Origin of the sequence: Lelliottia sp. 7254-16 (assembly GCF_002922995.1) — a bacterium.
Classification (GTDB): domain Bacteria; phylum Pseudomonadota; class Gammaproteobacteria; order Enterobacterales; family Enterobacteriaceae; genus Enterobacter; species Enterobacter jeotgali.
Map to the genome: position 1 here is coordinate 69,273 of NZ_PQVS01000014.1, position 15,035 is coordinate 84,307.

General features: G+C 51.8%; 16 protein-coding genes and 1 other annotated feature. Of the genes, 10 read left to right on the forward strand and 6 right to left on the reverse strand.

The features are described from left to right. Positions 1 to 5: 5 nt before the first annotated feature. A complete protein-coding gene (locus tag C3708_RS17510; RefSeq protein WP_095282555.1) occupies positions 6 to 830 on the reverse strand; it encodes an SDR family oxidoreductase in 825 nt (274 codons plus the stop codon). 175 nt (positions 831 to 1,005) lie between these two features. Between C3708_RS17510 and hisL the strand changes: the two genes are divergently transcribed. The 9 genes from hisL (at position 1,006) to hisIE (ending at position 8,303) form a co-directional block, all read left to right on the forward strand. Further along, the gene (hisL, locus tag C3708_RS17515) at positions 1,006 to 1,056 is read left to right on the forward strand and encodes a his operon leader peptide (RefSeq protein ID WP_099516347.1); all 51 of its coding nucleotides are present in this window, start codon (positions 1,006 to 1,008) and stop codon (positions 1,054 to 1,056) included. Next, positions 1,032 to 1,155 (forward strand) — a sequence feature (His leader region). Its footprint overlaps the gene before it by 25 nt. Before the next feature lie 35 nt (positions 1,156 to 1,190). Further along, the gene (hisG, locus tag C3708_RS17520) at positions 1,191 to 2,090 is read left to right on the forward strand and encodes an ATP phosphoribosyltransferase (RefSeq protein ID WP_103949771.1); all 900 of its coding nucleotides are present in this window, start codon (positions 1,191 to 1,193) and stop codon (positions 2,088 to 2,090) included. Between the two features lie 96 nt (positions 2,091 to 2,186). Next, positions 2,187 to 3,491, forward strand: coding sequence for a histidinol dehydrogenase (gene hisD / locus C3708_RS17525; RefSeq protein ID WP_103949772.1), 1,305 nt, complete (start codon positions 2,187 to 2,189; stop codon positions 3,489 to 3,491). Next, on the forward strand, positions 3,488 to 4,549 hold the full coding sequence (gene hisC, locus C3708_RS17530; RefSeq protein ID WP_103949773.1) for a histidinol-phosphate transaminase: 1,062 nt from the start codon (positions 3,488 to 3,490) through the stop codon (positions 4,547 to 4,549). The genes hisD and hisC overlap by 4 nt, the downstream gene beginning before the upstream one ends. Next, positions 4,546 to 5,613, forward strand: coding sequence for a bifunctional histidinol-phosphatase/imidazoleglycerol-phosphate dehydratase HisB (gene hisB / locus C3708_RS17535; RefSeq protein ID WP_095282559.1), 1,068 nt, complete (start codon positions 4,546 to 4,548; stop codon positions 5,611 to 5,613). Before hisC ends, hisB begins: the two co-directional genes overlap by 4 nt. After that, complete coding sequence (hisH, locus tag C3708_RS17540) at positions 5,613 to 6,203, forward strand: imidazole glycerol phosphate synthase subunit HisH (protein ID WP_103949774.1); 591 nt, start codon at positions 5,613 to 5,615, stop codon at positions 6,201 to 6,203. Before hisB ends, hisH begins: the two co-directional genes overlap by 1 nt. Beyond that, entirely contained in the window at positions 6,203 to 6,940 is a 738-nt protein-coding gene (gene hisA, locus C3708_RS17545; protein WP_103949775.1) for a 1-(5-phosphoribosyl)-5-[(5-phosphoribosylamino)methylideneamino]imidazole-4-carboxamide isomerase, read from the forward strand. The genes hisH and hisA overlap by 1 nt, the downstream gene beginning before the upstream one ends. Next, positions 6,922 to 7,698: an imidazole glycerol phosphate synthase subunit HisF gene (hisF, locus tag C3708_RS17550; protein WP_103949776.1), complete on the forward strand. Its 777-nt coding sequence runs from the start codon at positions 6,922 to 6,924 to the stop codon at positions 7,696 to 7,698. The genes hisA and hisF overlap by 19 nt, the downstream gene beginning before the upstream one ends. Beyond that, entirely contained in the window at positions 7,692 to 8,303 is a 612-nt protein-coding gene (gene hisIE, locus C3708_RS17555) for a bifunctional phosphoribosyl-AMP cyclohydrolase/phosphoribosyl-ATP diphosphatase HisIE (protein WP_103949777.1), read from the forward strand. Before hisF ends, hisIE begins: the two co-directional genes overlap by 7 nt. A 39-nt stretch (positions 8,304 to 8,342) precedes the next feature. Here hisIE and wzzB read toward each other — a convergent pair whose 3' ends face one another. Continuing rightward, positions 8,343 to 9,323, reverse strand: a complete 981-nt coding sequence (gene wzzB / locus C3708_RS17560; protein ID WP_095282564.1) for an LPS O-antigen chain length determinant protein WzzB — start codon at positions 9,321 to 9,323, stop codon at positions 8,343 to 8,345. Positions 9,324 to 9,514: 191 nt separating this feature from the next. On the opposite strand from wzzB, the gene C3708_RS17565 reads away from it, so the two are divergent. Beyond that, positions 9,515 to 10,519, forward strand: a complete 1,005-nt coding sequence (locus C3708_RS17565; RefSeq protein WP_103949778.1) for an NAD-dependent epimerase — start codon at positions 9,515 to 9,517, stop codon at positions 10,517 to 10,519. 147 nt (positions 10,520 to 10,666) lie between these two features. On the opposite strand, the gene C3708_RS23930 is transcribed toward C3708_RS17565, so the two are convergent. From C3708_RS23930 to gndA, 4 genes are all read right to left on the reverse strand, one after another. Beyond that, positions 10,667 to 11,611, reverse strand: coding sequence for a GNAT family N-acetyltransferase (locus C3708_RS23930; protein ID WP_103949779.1), 945 nt, complete (start codon positions 11,609 to 11,611; stop codon positions 10,667 to 10,669). Next, the gene (locus tag C3708_RS17575; protein ID WP_103949780.1) at positions 11,612 to 12,070 is read right to left on the reverse strand and encodes a GNAT family N-acetyltransferase; all 459 of its coding nucleotides are present in this window, start codon (positions 12,068 to 12,070) and stop codon (positions 11,612 to 11,614) included. Positions 12,071 to 12,206: 136 nt separating this feature from the next. Then, entirely contained in the window at positions 12,207 to 13,373 is a 1,167-nt protein-coding gene (gene ugd / locus C3708_RS17580) for a UDP-glucose 6-dehydrogenase (RefSeq protein ID WP_103946164.1), read from the reverse strand. A gap of 254 nt (positions 13,374 to 13,627) precedes the next feature. Then, positions 13,628 to 15,034 (reverse strand): NADP-dependent phosphogluconate dehydrogenase, encoded by a 1,407-nt coding sequence (gene gndA, locus C3708_RS17585; RefSeq protein WP_095282567.1) that lies wholly within the window; start codon positions 15,032 to 15,034, stop codon positions 13,628 to 13,630. Position 15,035 lies beyond the last annotated feature (1 nt).

The following is a 15,035-nucleotide window of genomic DNA, read 5'->3' on the forward strand; positions in this document are numbered from 1 at the left end:
CGGGGTTATTCCATTGGCATTACCAGCGGATCGGGATATTGATACTCAAATCCCAGTTCACGACAAATACGATTGCCATCAATCACTTTGCCTTGCCCTTCCCCGGATGCATCGCGAAATTGCGGCGGCTCAAGCCCAAGCTGTCGGGCCATCACGGGATAAAATGTGCTACGCGCCGGATGATAGGGCGCACATATATTATAGATGTGCCCGCCCTTTGGAGCCTGCAACAGGAGCGTAATTGCGCCGATAACATCCTCAAGATGCACAAGATTGACACCATGATGACCATTTGGTGCGGTTTTACCGGCAAAGAAGCGCCCCGGATGACGCTCCGGCCCAACCAGGCCCGCGAGGCGCAAAATATCCACTTGGGTACCGGGTAAATTATGCAGCCAGTCTTCCAGCTCTTTCAGCACCCGGCCGCTAGCGGTGACAGGCGCCCGCGCGGTGCTCTCTTTGACGGTCCCTTCAATATCACCATACACCGACGTTGAACTGGTAAAGATTATGCGCGGAATATGATGGGCCAGCGCGCTATCCACAATTTCCTGCATCGCCTGAAGGTAAAAAGTCTCTCCTGGGCCGCTGCGACGAGCGGGAAGCGTAATAACCAGCGCATCCACATTCATCAACGTATCGAGATCGTCCGTATCGCAAACCAGCTCCGGTTCCAGGCGTAACTCGACACCCTCTATGCCGCACATGCGCGCGGCCTCGACGCCATCCACCGTGGTTTTGCTACCGGTCACCTGCCAGCCTCGTGCCGTTAATGACATTGCCAGCGGCATACCTAACCATCCTAAACCGACAATTGCGACCTTCTTCATGCGTTCTCTCCTGGCTTATACGCGTCTGACTTAAGGCTACGCCAGCACTGCGGAACTGACAATTCATAGCATCAATATGAAATGAATTAATGATAGAAAAAAGCCCTTGCTAAACGCTGTGGATATGGTTTAGGTTAAAAGACATCAGATGCATAAGCATTCACAGAGAATTTATATGACACGCGTTCCTTTTAAAAACCACCATCACCACCATCATCCTGACTAGTCTTTCAGGCGATGTGTGCTGGGAGACATTCAGATCTTCCAGTGGTGCGAGAACGCAAGAGAGAGCCCCCGGAAGATCATCTTCCGGGGGCTTTTTTTTGGACCGTATCCAGACAGGGTAATAAGGACAACAACATGTTAGATAACTCACGTTTACGCATAGCTATTCAAAAATCAGGCCGTCTGAGCGACGATTCACGCGAATTGCTTTCCCGCTGCGGGATCAAAATTAACTTGCACACGCAGCGCTTAATCGCCCTCGCCGAGAACATGCCGATCGATATCCTGCGCGTTCGCGATGACGATATCCCTGGTCTGGTGATGGATGGCGTGGTTGATCTCGGTATCATCGGCGAAAACGTGCTGGAAGAAGAGCTGCTGACCCGTCGTGCACAGGGCGAAGACCCGCGCTATTTCACCCTGCGTCGTCTGGATTTCGGCAGCTGCCGCCTGTCGCTGGCTACCGCCGTCGATGAAGCCTGGGACGGTCCTGCTGGGCTGAACGGCAAGCGAATTGCCACCTCTTACCCTCACCTGTTGAAACGCTACCTCGATCAAAAAGGCGTGCAGTTCAAATCCTGTCTGCTGAACGGTTCTGTTGAAGTGGCTCCGCGTGCCGGTCTGGCCGATGCCATTTGCGACCTGGTCTCAACCGGCGCGACGCTTGAAGCCAACGGCCTGCGTGAGGTGGAAGTGATTTATCGCTCGAAAGCGTGCCTGATTCAGCGCGACGGCGAAATGCCGGACGCTAAACAGCAGTTGATCGACCGCCTGCTGACCCGTATTCAGGGGGTGATTCAGGCACGCGAATCGAAATACATCATGATGCACGCCCCTACCGAACGTCTCGATGAAGTGATTGCCTTGCTGCCAGGCGCGGAACGTCCAACCATTCTGCCGCTGGCGGGCGATCAACAGCGCGTGGCGATGCACATGGTCAGCAGCGAAACCCTGTTCTGGGAAACCATGGAAAAGCTGAAAGCCTTGGGTGCCAGCTCCATTCTGGTGCTGCCAATTGAGAAAATGATGGAGTAATTCCACTCATGTTGCCCGGTGGCGTTTTGCTTACCGGGCCTACAAGACCCGTAGGCCGGATAAGCAACGCGCCATCCGGCAAAAAGGAAGACGATTATGAGCTTTAACTCCATCATCGACTGGAACACCTGCAGTACTGAACAACAACGCGAACTGTTGATGCGCCCGGCTATTTCCGCCTCAGAGAGCATTACCCGCACCGTGGCGGAGATCCTGGATAACGTTAAAGCCCGTGGTGATGATGCGCTGCGCGAATACAGCGCAAAGTTTGATAAGACTGAGGTCGGTGCACTGAAGGTGACGACTCAGGAGATCGACGACGCGTGCGAACGTCTGGGCGACGACATCAAACAGGCGATGGCCGTGGCGGTGAAAAATATCGACACCTTCCATACCGCGCAAAAATTGCAAACTGTCGATGTTGAAACCCTGCCCGGCGTGCGCTGCCAGCAGGTGACGCGTCCTGTCGCCTCCGTCGGGCTGTATATTCCCGGCGGTTCGGCGCCGCTGTTTTCCACCGTCCTGATGCTGGCGACCCCGGCGCGTATTGCCGGTTGTCAGAAAGTGGTGCTCTGCTCCCCGCCGCCGATTGCCGATGAGATTCTGTATGCCGCAAAACTGTGCGGTGTTCAGGATATTTTTAAAGTGGGTGGCGCTCAGGCCATTTCCGCTCTGGCGTTTGGCACCGAGTCTGTGCCGAAGGTCGATAAAATTTTTGGGCCAGGCAATGCGTATGTGACCGAAGCGAAACGCCAGGTCAGCCAGCGTCTGGACGGTGCGGCGATTGATATGCCTGCCGGTCCGTCGGAAGTGCTGGTGATTGCCGACAGCGGCGCGACGCCCGATTTTGTCGCTTCCGATCTGCTTTCTCAGGCCGAGCATGGCCCTGATTCCCAGGTGATCCTCCTGACACCGGACGCCGACATCGCGAAACGTGTGGGCGAAGCAGTTGAGCGCCAGCTGGCAGAACTCCCGCGTGCCGAGACGGCGCGCCAGGCACTTTCCGCCAGCCGCCTGATCGTGGCGGAGTCGCTGAAGCAATGCATCGCGATTTCTAACCAGTACGGTCCTGAGCACCTGATTATTCAGACCCGCAACGCGCGTTCTCTGGTCGACAGCATCACCAGCGCCGGTTCGGTGTTCCTCGGCGACTGGTCGCCGGAATCCGCAGGCGATTACGCTTCCGGCACCAACCACGTGCTGCCGACCTACGGCTACACCTCGACCTGTTCAAGCCTCGGGCTGGCGGACTTCCAGAAACGTATGACCGTGCAGGAGTTGTCCCGCGAAGGTTTTGCCGCCCTCGCCTCCACCATTGAAACGCTGGCCGCCGCCGAGCGCCTGACCGCCCACAAAAACGCCGTGACGCTGCGCGTTGCCGCCCTGAAGGAGCAAGCATGAGCATTGAAGAATTAGCCCGCGAAAACGTTCGTCGACTGACGCCCTATCAATCTGCTCGCCGCCTGGGTGGCAATGGTGATGTCTGGCTGAACGCCAACGAATTCCCGACAGCGGTCGCCTTTGAGCTGTCTCAGCAGACCCTGAACCGTTATCCGGAGTGCCAGCCAGCCGCAGTGATTGAGAATTACGCCCAGTATGCCGGGGTCAAGCCAGAGCAAGTGCTGGTCAGCCGCGGGGCCGATGAGGGTATCGAGCTGCTAATCCGCGCTTTCTGCGAACCGGGCAAAGATGCCGTGCTGTACTGTCAGCCAACCTACGGCATGTACAGCGTCAGCGCCGAAACCTTTGGCGTCGAGTGCCGCAACATTTTGTCTCTGGATGACTGGCAGCTCGATCTCCCAACCATTGCCGAGAATCTTGACGGTGTGAAAGTCATTTTCGTCTGCAGCCCGAACAACCCGACCGGACAAATCATCAATCCGCAAGACATCCGTACCCTGCTGGAGATGACGCGCGGCAAAGCGCTGGTTGTCGCCGATGAGGCCTATATTGAGTTTTGTCCGCAGGCAACGCTCGCAGGCTGGCTGGAAGAGTATCCGAATCTGGTGGTGCTGCGTACGCTATCGAAAGCCTTTGCGCTGGCTGGCCTGCGCTGCGGATTCACGCTGGCCAATAAAGACGTTATCGATCTGCTGATGAAAGTGATCGCCCCGTATCCGCTATCTACGCCGGTCGCCGACATCGCCGCCCAGGCATTGGCTCCGCAGGGTATCAATGCGATGCGCGAGCGTGTGGCGCAGATCCTGGTGGAACGTCAGTATCTGATCAGCGCCCTGAAAGCACTGCCGTGCGTGGAGCAGGTTTTCGACTCTGAAACCAATTACATCCTGGTGCGCTTTACCGCCTCCAGCGCCGTATTTAAATCTTTGTGGGATCAGGGCATTATCTTACGAGACCAAAACAAACAACCTTCCCTGAGCGGCTGTTTGCGCATTACCGTAGGCACCCGGGAAGAGAGTCAGCGCGTGATTGACGCCCTGAAAGCGGAGAAAGTATGAGCCAGAAGACCCTTTTTATCGATCGCGATGGCACCCTCATTTCGGAGCCACCGAGTGACTATCAGGTCGATCGTTTCGACAAACTGGCTTTTGAACCGGATGTGATTCCCGTTCTGCTTAAGCTGCAGAAAGCGGGCTACAAGCTGGTGATGATAACCAATCAGGACGGACTGGGCACCGACAGCTTCCCGCAGGCCGATTTCGATGGCCCGCATAATCTGATGATGCAGATCCTTACCTCGCAGGGCATTGCCTTTGATGAGGTGCTGATTTGCCCACATCTTCCGGCGGATAATTGCGACTGCCGCAAACCGAAAGTGAAGCTGGTCGAGGGGTATCTTGCCGAAGGCGTGCTGGATAAAACCAACAGCTACGTGATTGGCGATCGCGCCACCGATATTCAGCTCGCCGAAAACATGGGCATTCAGGGACTACGCTATAACCGCAGCGAATTAAACTGGGCGACGATTGGCGAGCAACTGACGAAACGCGACCGTTACTCCCACGTCGAACGCAACACCAAAGAGACGCAGATTGATGTGAAAGTGTGGCTGGACCGCGAAGGCGGCAGCAAAATTCACACCGGCGTCGGCTTCTTCGATCACATGCTGGATCAGATCTCGACCCACGGCGGGTTCCGCATGGAGATCAACGTCAAAGGCGATCTGTACATCGACGATCACCACACCGTGGAAGATACCGGCCTGGCGCTGGGCGAAGCGCTGAAGCTGGCACTGGGCGATAAGCGCGGTATCAACCGTTTTGGCTTTGTGCTGCCGATGGACGAATGTCTGGCCCGCTGTGCGCTTGATATTTCCGGTCGCCCGCACCTGGAATATAAAGCCGATTTTACCTATCAGCGCGTCGGTGATCTGAGCACCGAGATGGTCGAGCACTTCTTCCGCTCGCTCTCTTACACAATGGGCGTGACGCTGCACCTGAAAACCAAAGGCAAAAACGATCACCACCGCGTCGAGAGTCTGTTCAAAGTCTTTGGCCGTACGCTGCGCCAGGCGATCCGCGTGGAGGGCGATACCCTGCCTTCGTCAAAAGGAGTGCTGTGATGAACGTGGTGATTCTGGACACCGGATGCGCCAACCTTAACTCGGTGAAGTCCGCCATCGCTCGCCACGGCTACGATCCCGTCGTCAGTCGTGACCCGGATGTGGTGCTACGCGCCGACAAACTCTTTTTACCAGGGGTCGGGACCGCGCAGGCGGCGATGAACCAAATCCACGAGCGCGAGCTGGTCGAGCTGATTAAAGCCTGCACCCAGCCAGTGCTGGGGATTTGCCTCGGGATGCAGATCCTCGGGCGTCGCAGCGAAGAGAGCAACGGCGTGGACCTGCTGGGCATTATTGAAGAAGACGTGCCGAAGATGACCGATTTTGGTCTGCCGCTGCCGCACATGGGCTGGAACCGCGTGTATCCGAAAGCAGGTGACCGCCTGTTCCGCGGCATCGAAGACGGGTCTTACTTCTACTTCGTACACAGCTACGCCATGCCGCTGAACCCTTACACCATCGCCCAGTGCAATTACGGCGAGCCGTTCACGGCAGCGGTCAACAAAGATAACTTCTTTGGCGTGCAGTTCCACCCCGAGCGTTCGGGTGCAGCGGGCGCACAGTTGCTGAAAAACTTCCTGGAGATGTGATGATCATTCCCGCATTAGATTTAATTGACGGCACGGTTGTCCGTCTCCATCAGGGCGATTACGGCCAGCAGCGCGACTACGGTAACGATCCGCTGCCGCGCTTGCAGGATTATGCGGCGCAGAGCGCAGAAGTGTTGCACCTCGTCGATCTCACGGGCGCAAAAGATCCGGCTAAACGCCAGATCGCACTGCTGAAAACCCTGGTCGCAGGCGTCAACGTCCCGGTGCAGGTGGGTGGTGGCGTGCGCTCTGAAGAGGATGTCGCCGCACTGCTGGAAGCGGGAGTCGCGCGCGTGGTGGTCGGTTCAACGGCGGTCAAAGACCCGGAACAGGTCAAAGGCTGGTTCCGCCGCTTCGGCGCCGACGCACTGGTGCTGGCGCTGGATGTGCGCATTGACGAGCATGGCAACAAGCAGGTGGCGGTCAGCGGCTGGCAGGAAAACTCTGGCGTTACGCTGGAGGAGTTGGTCGAGATTTATCTCCCCGTAGGACTGAAACATGTTTTGTGTACGGATATCTCCCGCGACGGCACGCTGGCGGGCTCCAACGTCTCGCTGTATCAGGAAGTGTGCGCCCGTTATCCGCAGGTGGCTTTCCAGTCATCGGGGGGTATTGGCGATCTAGCTGATATCGCCGCACTGCGCGGCACCGGCGTGCGCGGCGTGATTGTCGGTCGCGCTTTACTGGAAGAGAAGTTTACTGTGACGGAGGCGATTCAATGCTGGCAAAACGGATAATCCCATGTCTGGACGTGCGCGACGGCCAGGTGGTGAAAGGCGTGCAGTTCCGTAATCACGAAATCATCGGCGATATCGTACCACTCGCCAAACGCTACGCTGACGAAGGCGCGGACGAACTGGTGTTTTACGATATCACCGCCTCCAGCGATGGCCGCGTCGTCGATAAAAGCTGGGTTGAACGCGTGGCAGAAGTTATCGATATTCCATTTTGCGTGGCGGGCGGGATTAAATCGGCGGAAGACGCCGCGCAGATCCTCTCCTTCGGCGCGGACAAGATCTCCATCAACTCCCCTGCTCTCGCAGACCCGGAGCTGATCACCCGCCTCGCCGAGCGCTTTGGCGTGCAATGTATCGTGGTCGGGATTGATACCTGGTATGACGCCGCCACCGGCAAATATCACGTCAATCAATATACCGGCGACGAAAACCGCACCCGGGTGACCCAGTGGGAAACGCTGGACTGGGTGCAGGAAGTGCAGAAACGCGGTGCGGGTGAAATTGTGCTGAACATGATGAACCAGGACGGCGTGCGTAACGGCTATGACCTGGAGCAGCTCAAAAAAGTGCGCGCGGTATGCCGCGTACCGATGATTGCCTCCGGCGGCGCAGGAACGATGGAGCACTTTTTGGAAGCCTTCCGTGATGCGGATGTCGACGGTGCGCTGGCCGCATCGGTGTTCCATAAACAGATTATCAATATTGGCGAGTTAAAAACGTACCTGGTCAATCAGGGCGTGGAGATTAGGGTATGTTAACTGAACAACAACGGGCGCAGCTGGACTGGGAAAAAACGGACGGATTATTGCCGGTGGTTGTGCAACATGCCGTCTCTGGCGAAGTCCTGATGCTGGGCTATATGAACCAGGATGCGCTGAGTACGACGCTTGAAAGTGGAAAAGTGACCTTTTTCTCGCGCACCAAACAGCGTCTGTGGACCAAGGGCGAATCGTCCGGCCATTTCCTCAATGTGGTGAGCGTTACCCCTGACTGTGATAACGACACCCTACTGGTGCTGGCAAACCCGATCGGGCCAACCTGCCACCTGGGCACCAGCAGCTGTTTTGGCGACGCGAGCCACCAGTGGCTGTTCCTGTATCAGCTTGAGCAACTGCTTGCGGAACGTAAAACTGCCGATCCGGAAAGTTCATATACGGCGAAACTTTACGCCAGCGGAACCAAGCGCATTGCGCAGAAAGTCGGGGAAGAAGGCGTTGAAACGGCACTGGCGGCAACCGTAAACGATCGCGATGAGCTGACCAATGAAGCGTCGGATTTGATGTATCACCTGCTGGTGTTGCTCCAGGATCAGGAGCTAGATTTAACGGCGGTGATTGAGAATTTGCGTAAGCGACACAAATAAAAAAGACCGGGGAAACCCGGTCTTTTTTTTGCCTGCTTATTAGGCTCTTGGTTTGTAGTTACGCAGCGCGTTGCGCCCCAGCACCACACCGGAACCGATAATCCCGCCCAGCAGCACGGCCAGAATCAGCGTAATCGCTTTCTTCGGGCTGTCGCGACGGATAGGCAGGTCTGGTTTCATCACATAACGGTAGGCATGGATGGTTGACGGATCAACATTCAGATTCTGAATATCCAGCAAGTTCTGTTTGGTCTGATAATAGGCCGGGGAGAAGACCAGCGGACGAGTTGACTCATTCTGAATCATGGAGTTCAACGCTTCGCTACCCAGCAGGAACATGGTGTCCTGCGTGACGTCCTGGGTTTGTTGGATTTGCGGTGAAGTGATTTTCGCCGCCTGAGCGAACTTCAACGCCTCAGCGATTTGTTTGATTCGAAGGTCTTTTTGTTCCTGAGCCACTTTTTCCTGGTTTTCCAGAGAATCATTCAGGGCTGTGATTTGCTGTTTAATATTGTCTTTAAGGTCAACATCCAGCTCTTTAGCTGTCTGCTCATCAACTTGCTGAATATACTGTGCCAGTTGTTTCTGCGCGGCTTCAGCCGACTCGCCCACGTAGGAGACATTCAGAGGCAATGGCTGACCTTTAACAGCGGCATCAATGGTTAATTTTTCAGGCGCTTCCTGGTTATCAAGGGACTGCGCTAACGCCGAGAAAGCAGAGTTAAAACGTCCGACAACACGAAGTTGTGTATCCAACATGCCTGGAGCAGAAGAACCGTAAAGGATGTTAAGCGCGTTGGTATAGGTAGCGATTTGTGCAGCATCGGGTTGTGTGATGATTGCACTAGAGGTCCATTTCTCTTTGGCAGTGGCGATATATACACCGGCAAACACGATAGCAACTGCCACAAATGCAGCAATTGTCCACTTCCCACGCCATAGCTGCATCACCAAATCAATTAAATCTATCTGTTCTGGGTCATTTTGACTTCTGACCTCATTATTGCTGTTCTGGGACATACAATCCTTAACGAAATATCTACGCAAAAATAATATTTAGCTAGTGTATCGCTTGTTGGCAAATTTTCTATAAGAATCCTGTGAGTTATCTGCTGACTGGTGAAGTTTTGCTTACATCCGGCTTAGGGGTATGATGAGCGCCATTGTATTACGCTATGCAGTTAGCGACTTTGAATCTAAAGAGGATGGATATGAAATTTCTGGTCACCGGTGCAGCAGGTTTTATTGGCTCAAACGTCAGCAAGCGTCTTTTGGACGCAGGGCATCAGGTTGTCGGGATTGACAATCTCAATGACTATTACGATGTAAATCTGAAGCAAGCACGACTGGATCTACTGACATCAGGGAATTTCAGCTTCCACAAGCTCGATCTCGCCGATCGTGAAGGGATGGCAGCGTTGTTTGCCAACGAGAAATTTGATCGTGTGATTCATCTGGCGGCCCAGGCAGGTGTACGTTACTCGCTGGAAAACCCACATGCCTACGCGGATGCCAATCTTATCGGCCATCTGAACGTACTGGAAGGTTGCCGCCATAACAAGGTTCAGCATCTGCTGTATGCGTCTTCAAGTTCGGTTTACGGCCTGAATCGCAAAATGCCCTTCTCGACCGATGATTCAGTCGATCACCCAGTCTCCCTCTATGCAGCGACCAAGAAAGCTAACGAGCTGATGTCGCATACCTATTCGCATCTTTATAATTTGCCAACGACAGGTCTGCGTTTCTTTACGGTGTATGGCCCGTGGGGTCGCCCGGATATGGCGCTGTTCAAGTTCACGAAAGCGATGCTCGAAGGCAAAAGTATTGATGTGTACAACTACGGCAAGATGAAGCGTGATTTCACCTACATTGACGATATCGCAGAAGCCATTATCCGTCTGCAGGATGTAATTCCGCAGGCCGATGCCAACTGGACGGTGGAAACAGGGACACCAGCAACCAGTTCTGCTCCGTATCGCGTCTATAACATCGGTAACAGCTCGCCGGTTGAACTGATGGATTACATCACGGCGCTGGAAGAGGCGTTGGGCATTGAGGCTGACAAGAATATGATGCCGATTCAGCCGGGCGACGTACTGGAAACTAGCGCGGATACCAAAGCGCTGTATGAGGTGATTGGTTTCAAACCTCAGACTTCTGTAAAAGAAGGCGTGAAGAACTTCGTGGACTGGTATCGCGATTTTTATAAGGCCTGAGTTTTATTTCGGTCAGTTGGCATCCTCAGGGATGCCAACTTCTTTTAGTTAAAAAGATTAGATTTAAAAATAATAAAACCGCCCGAAGGCGGTTTTATTCGAGTGTTTAATCCAATATAAAATATAAGCTCATGAGGAGCTGATATATCACTCACACCGTGGGTAGATTTCATAGAAATCATGAACAACTGCTCTTGCTCCAAAACCCTCTTTTTGCGAGATCAACCCCTCATTTAACACTCTACCCTGCTCCTCATTGGAAATTCCAAAATCAAAATAAGCTCGATCAGCGTAAGTATTTTTCACAAGATAATCAATGAGCCCGTCAAGCGCACCGACCTGTCGCCCCTGTTCTGAGTTAAACAGATACTGGGTGTGAACAGTATTCCCAACTTCAAAAATGACGGCCCCAGATACTTCTTCATTGTTTAAAGAAGCGGTATAGAATTTTATATTCTTAGGGAATGTTTCATGAAGATATTTAATTTCGTCGACAGTATGCACCGGGTTTACACCATGAACTCGCTGCAATACTGCCGTTAAATTACTCCAGAAGCTATTGATATCCGAGCTTTCTTGATAAACCATGCCTGATTCAGATGCTTTTTTAACAATCCATTTTCGCCCTTTAGAATACTTTATCTGTTTTTCTAATTTTATTGTTGAGCTAACATCTCTGCGAATCAATTTAGCACCGATTCGGAATAGTGCATATAAATCTTCGTCACAAGGCATATCATGATAAATATATGGTATCCGCTTATATATCAGTGATGTTAACTTATTGACAGACAAATATTCTTGCAAAGTTTCAAATACAGATAATATCTCGTTCTGCTTTGCAGATGCTTTGATTAATAAGCCGCCAAATGTTAATCCTTGATGAGAAATCAACTGATCTTCAGAGATATTTGCAGGCAAAAGCGCAATAAGTGAATCTTTGTCATCATAAATCATCAATGAATGATCAATAAATCGGGAAGAGTGATAGTCCATATATTTTCTTAGGAAGAAAAAATGACTATTTTTAGCTAAAGACACAAACTCGTTCCAGATAATACTATCTTCGCTTTGATATTTTTTAACAAACACTTACGCTACCCTCATCGTCATTTCTATTAAATCATCTCTTTGTGTCGAGACAATAAATCCTTCTCTCTGATAAGCACGTATTGCTCGTTGGTTATCAGAACAAACATTTAAATAAATTAGATTAATATCTAAGCGTTTCGCTTCGAGCCTTATAAAATCAAGAATGGAAGTAAAGAGTCCTTTTCCCCAATAATTTTTTTCGCCAATATAGCCAAAATACTCAGCACTCGATGAGGTTATTTTCTTGAGTCCCACCACACCTATAGGGAAATCGTTGCACTCCATCCCCCAAACTTTATAATCATCTCTTGGTAACGAATCAAAAAATGCTCTTTGTTGCATCTGTGTAAAGTCAGGGGTATTTGTAAGCTTTTTTATTTCAACATCATTAAGCCAGCCCCATGATTTAGCTAAATATATTTCATCAAATGTTACAAATCTTAAAGTATAACTTGACATTAAAAACCTCAGCCGATGAAAGATAAAGTAATATGTTTAAAAGAATTTAGTTCTTATAGCGGCCAAACGTCTAAGCTAAGACGTGGCCAGTTAGATAACTGGCCACCAACATTATTTTATCAAAAAATTATATGACTTAATCACTACCAAACAGATCGCGGGTGTAAACTTTGTCCGCCACATCCGCCAGCTCTTCCGCCATGCGATTCGAAATAATCACATCCGCTTCTTTCTTAAACGCATCCAGGTCGCGAACCACTCGCGAATGGAAGAACTCGTCCTCATTCATCGCCGGTTCATAAATAACAACCTGAACACCCTTCGCTTTAATGCGCTTCATAATCCCCTGGATCGATGAAGCACGGAAGTTATCCGACCCACTCTTCATGATGAGACGATACACGCCGACGACTTTTGGCTGACGAGCCAAAATCGAGTCAGAGATAAAGTCTTTGCGCGTACGGTTCGCTTCAACAATCGCTGAAATCAGGTTGTTTGGCACCGCCTGATAGTTAGCCAGCAGCTGTTTGGTATCTTTAGGCAAGCAATAGCCACCATAACCGAAGGACGGATTGTTATAGTGATTGCCAATACGCGGATCCAGACAAACACCTTCGATGATCTGTTTGGTGTTCAATCCCAGGCTTTCCGCATAGCTGTCCAGCTCGTTGAAGAAGGCGACACGCATCGCCAGATAGGTATTGGCGAAGAGCTTGATTGCCTCAGCTTCAGTCGTATCAGTGAACAGCACATCGATATCTTTCTTGATCGCCCCCTCCTGCAACAGCGCAGCAAAGCGCTCCGCACGTTCGGAACGCTCACCAATAACAATACGCGATGGATACAAGTTGTCGTAAAGCGCCTTACCTTCGCGGAGGAATTCTGGGGAGAAGATCACGTTATCAATACCCAGTTTCTCTTTAATGGACTGGGTAAACCCGACCGGAATGGTTGATTTGATGATCATCACCGCACTTGGGTTGAGAGCAACAACATCTTTGATGACGGCCTCGACGCTGGAGGTGTTGAAGTAGTTCGTTTTTGGATCGTAATCCGTTGGGGTGGCGATAATCACATAATCTGCACCACGATAAGCGTCTTCTTTGTCGGTCGTTGCACGGAAGTTGAGCGACTTGTTAGCCAAGTATTCTTCGATCTCTTTATCAGCTATCGGAGAGATCTTCTGGTTCAACATGTCCACTTTGGCCTGCACGATATCCAGCGCCACCACTTCATGGTTCTGCGCAATCAGAATACCGTTTGAGAGACCGACATAGCCCGTTCCGGAGATTGTAATTTTCATTCGTTCTACTTCTTCAAGTATGAGTGTCAGGAGGCCCTAGCAGCGCCACCGCAGTAAACAACTGTGGAGGTTTTTACCTCTTATGTTTATGCACTGTCAAGGCAAAGTCCTTGTTGCGTGAGCGGGATAAAACCGTCATTTATTCTTCGCCAGGCAGGTGGTGTTGTGCAAAGCAAGAGGACACGGGGAGGAGAGCAATAAAAAAAACCCGGTAACAATGACCGGGCCTTGCTATGGAACTGAGTTAAATCAGATTAATCCAGCCATTCGGTGTGGAACACACCTTCTTTATCGGTACGCTTGTAAGTGTGCGCGCCAAAGTAGTCACGCTGCGCCTGAATCAGGTTCGCAGGCAATACTTCTGCACGGTAGCTGTCGTAGTACGCCACTGCTGCAGAGAAGGTTGGTACCGGAATACCATTCTGGACAGCATAAGCGACAACATCGCGCAGCGCCTGCTGGTATTCGTCAGCGATTTTCTTGAAGTAAGGTGCCAGCAGAAGGTTAGCGATACCTGCATTTTCAGCGTATGCATCGGTGATTTTCTGCAGGAACTGTGCACGGATGATGCAGCCAGCACGGAAGATTTTCGCGATCTCACCGTAATTCAGATCCCAGTTGTTTTCATCAGACGCAGCGCGCAGCTGAGAGAAGCCCTGTGCGTAAGAGACGATTTTACCCAGGTACAGTGCGCGGCGAACTTTCTCGATAAACTCGGCTTTGTCACCGGCAGGTTTCGCCTGCGGGCCAGACAGCACTTTAGAGGCCGCAACACGCTGCTCTTTCAGAGAGGAGATGTAGCGCGCGAACACGGATTCCGTGATCAGAGACAGCGGCTCACCGAGATCCAGGGAGCTCTGGCTGGTCCATTTACCGGTACCTTTATTTGCTGCCTCATCCAGAATCACATCAACCAGGTATTTACCCTCTTCGTCTTTCTTGGTGAAGATGTCTTTGGTGATGTCGATCAGATAGCTGTTCAGCTCGCCAGTGTTCCACTCGGTAAAGGTCTGCGCCAGCTCTTCGTTGGACAGGTTCAGACCACCTTTCAGTAAAGAATACGCTTCAGCAATCAGCTGCATATCGCCGTATTCGATACCGTTGTGAACCATTTTCACGTAATGACCTGCACCATCCGCACCGATATAAGTGACGCACGGTTCACCGTCTTCAGCAACTGCCGCGATCTTAGTCAGGATCGGCGCAACCAGCTCATACGCTTCTTTCTGGCCGCCTGGCATAATTGACGGGCCTTTCAGGGCGCCCTCTTCACCACCGGAAACACCGGTACCGATGAAGTTGAAGCCTTCAGCAGACAATTCGCGGTTACGGCGGATAGTGTCATGATAGAAGGTATTGCCACCATCAATGATGATGTCACCTTTATCAAGATACGGCTTCAGGGAATCGATAGCAGCATCAGTGCCAGCGCCTGCTTTCACCATTAACAGGATACGACGTGGCGTTTCCAGAGATTCAACAAACTCCTGAACCGTATAGAAAGGAACCAGCTTCTTGCCCGGGTTCTCGGCAATCACTTCTTCGGTTTTTTCACGGGAACGGTTGAAAACGGAGACGGTATAACCACGGCTTTCGATGTTGAGCGCCAGATTGCGCCCCATCACTGCCATACCGACAACGCCGATCTGTTGTTTGGACATT

Coding starts and splice junctions, on each gene's coding strand:
- C3708_RS17510 (WP_095282555.1), bottom strand. CDS start 830: ATGAAGAAGGTCGCAATTGTCGGTTTAGGATGGTTAGGTATGCCGCTG.
- hisG (WP_103949771.1), top strand. CDS start 1,191: ATGTTAGATAACTCACGTTTACGCATAGCTATTCAAAAATCAGGCCGT.
- hisD (WP_103949772.1), top strand. CDS start 2,187: ATGAGCTTTAACTCCATCATCGACTGGAACACCTGCAGTACTGAACAA.
- hisC (WP_103949773.1), top strand. CDS start 3,488: ATGAGCATTGAAGAATTAGCCCGCGAAAACGTTCGTCGACTGACGCCC.
- hisB (WP_095282559.1), top strand. CDS start 4,546: ATGAGCCAGAAGACCCTTTTTATCGATCGCGATGGCACCCTCATTTCG.
- hisH (WP_103949774.1), top strand. CDS start 5,613: ATGAACGTGGTGATTCTGGACACCGGATGCGCCAACCTTAACTCGGTG.
- hisA (WP_103949775.1), top strand. CDS start 6,203: ATGATCATTCCCGCATTAGATTTAATTGACGGCACGGTTGTCCGTCTC.
- hisF (WP_103949776.1), top strand. CDS start 6,922: ATGCTGGCAAAACGGATAATCCCATGTCTGGACGTGCGCGACGGCCAG.
- hisIE (WP_103949777.1), top strand. CDS start 7,692: ATGTTAACTGAACAACAACGGGCGCAGCTGGACTGGGAAAAAACGGAC.
- wzzB (WP_095282564.1), bottom strand. CDS start 9,323: ATGTCCCAGAACAGCAATAATGAGGTCAGAAGTCAAAATGACCCAGAA.
- C3708_RS17565 (WP_103949778.1), top strand. CDS start 9,515: ATGAAATTTCTGGTCACCGGTGCAGCAGGTTTTATTGGCTCAAACGTC.
- C3708_RS17575 (WP_103949780.1), bottom strand. CDS start 12,070: ATGTCAAGTTATACTTTAAGATTTGTAACATTTGATGAAATATATTTA.
- ugd (WP_103946164.1), bottom strand. CDS start 13,373: ATGAAAATTACAATCTCCGGAACGGGCTATGTCGGTCTCTCAAACGGT.
- gndA (WP_095282567.1), bottom strand. CDS start 15,034: ATGTCCAAACAACAGATCGGCGTTGTCGGTATGGCAGTGATGGGGCGC.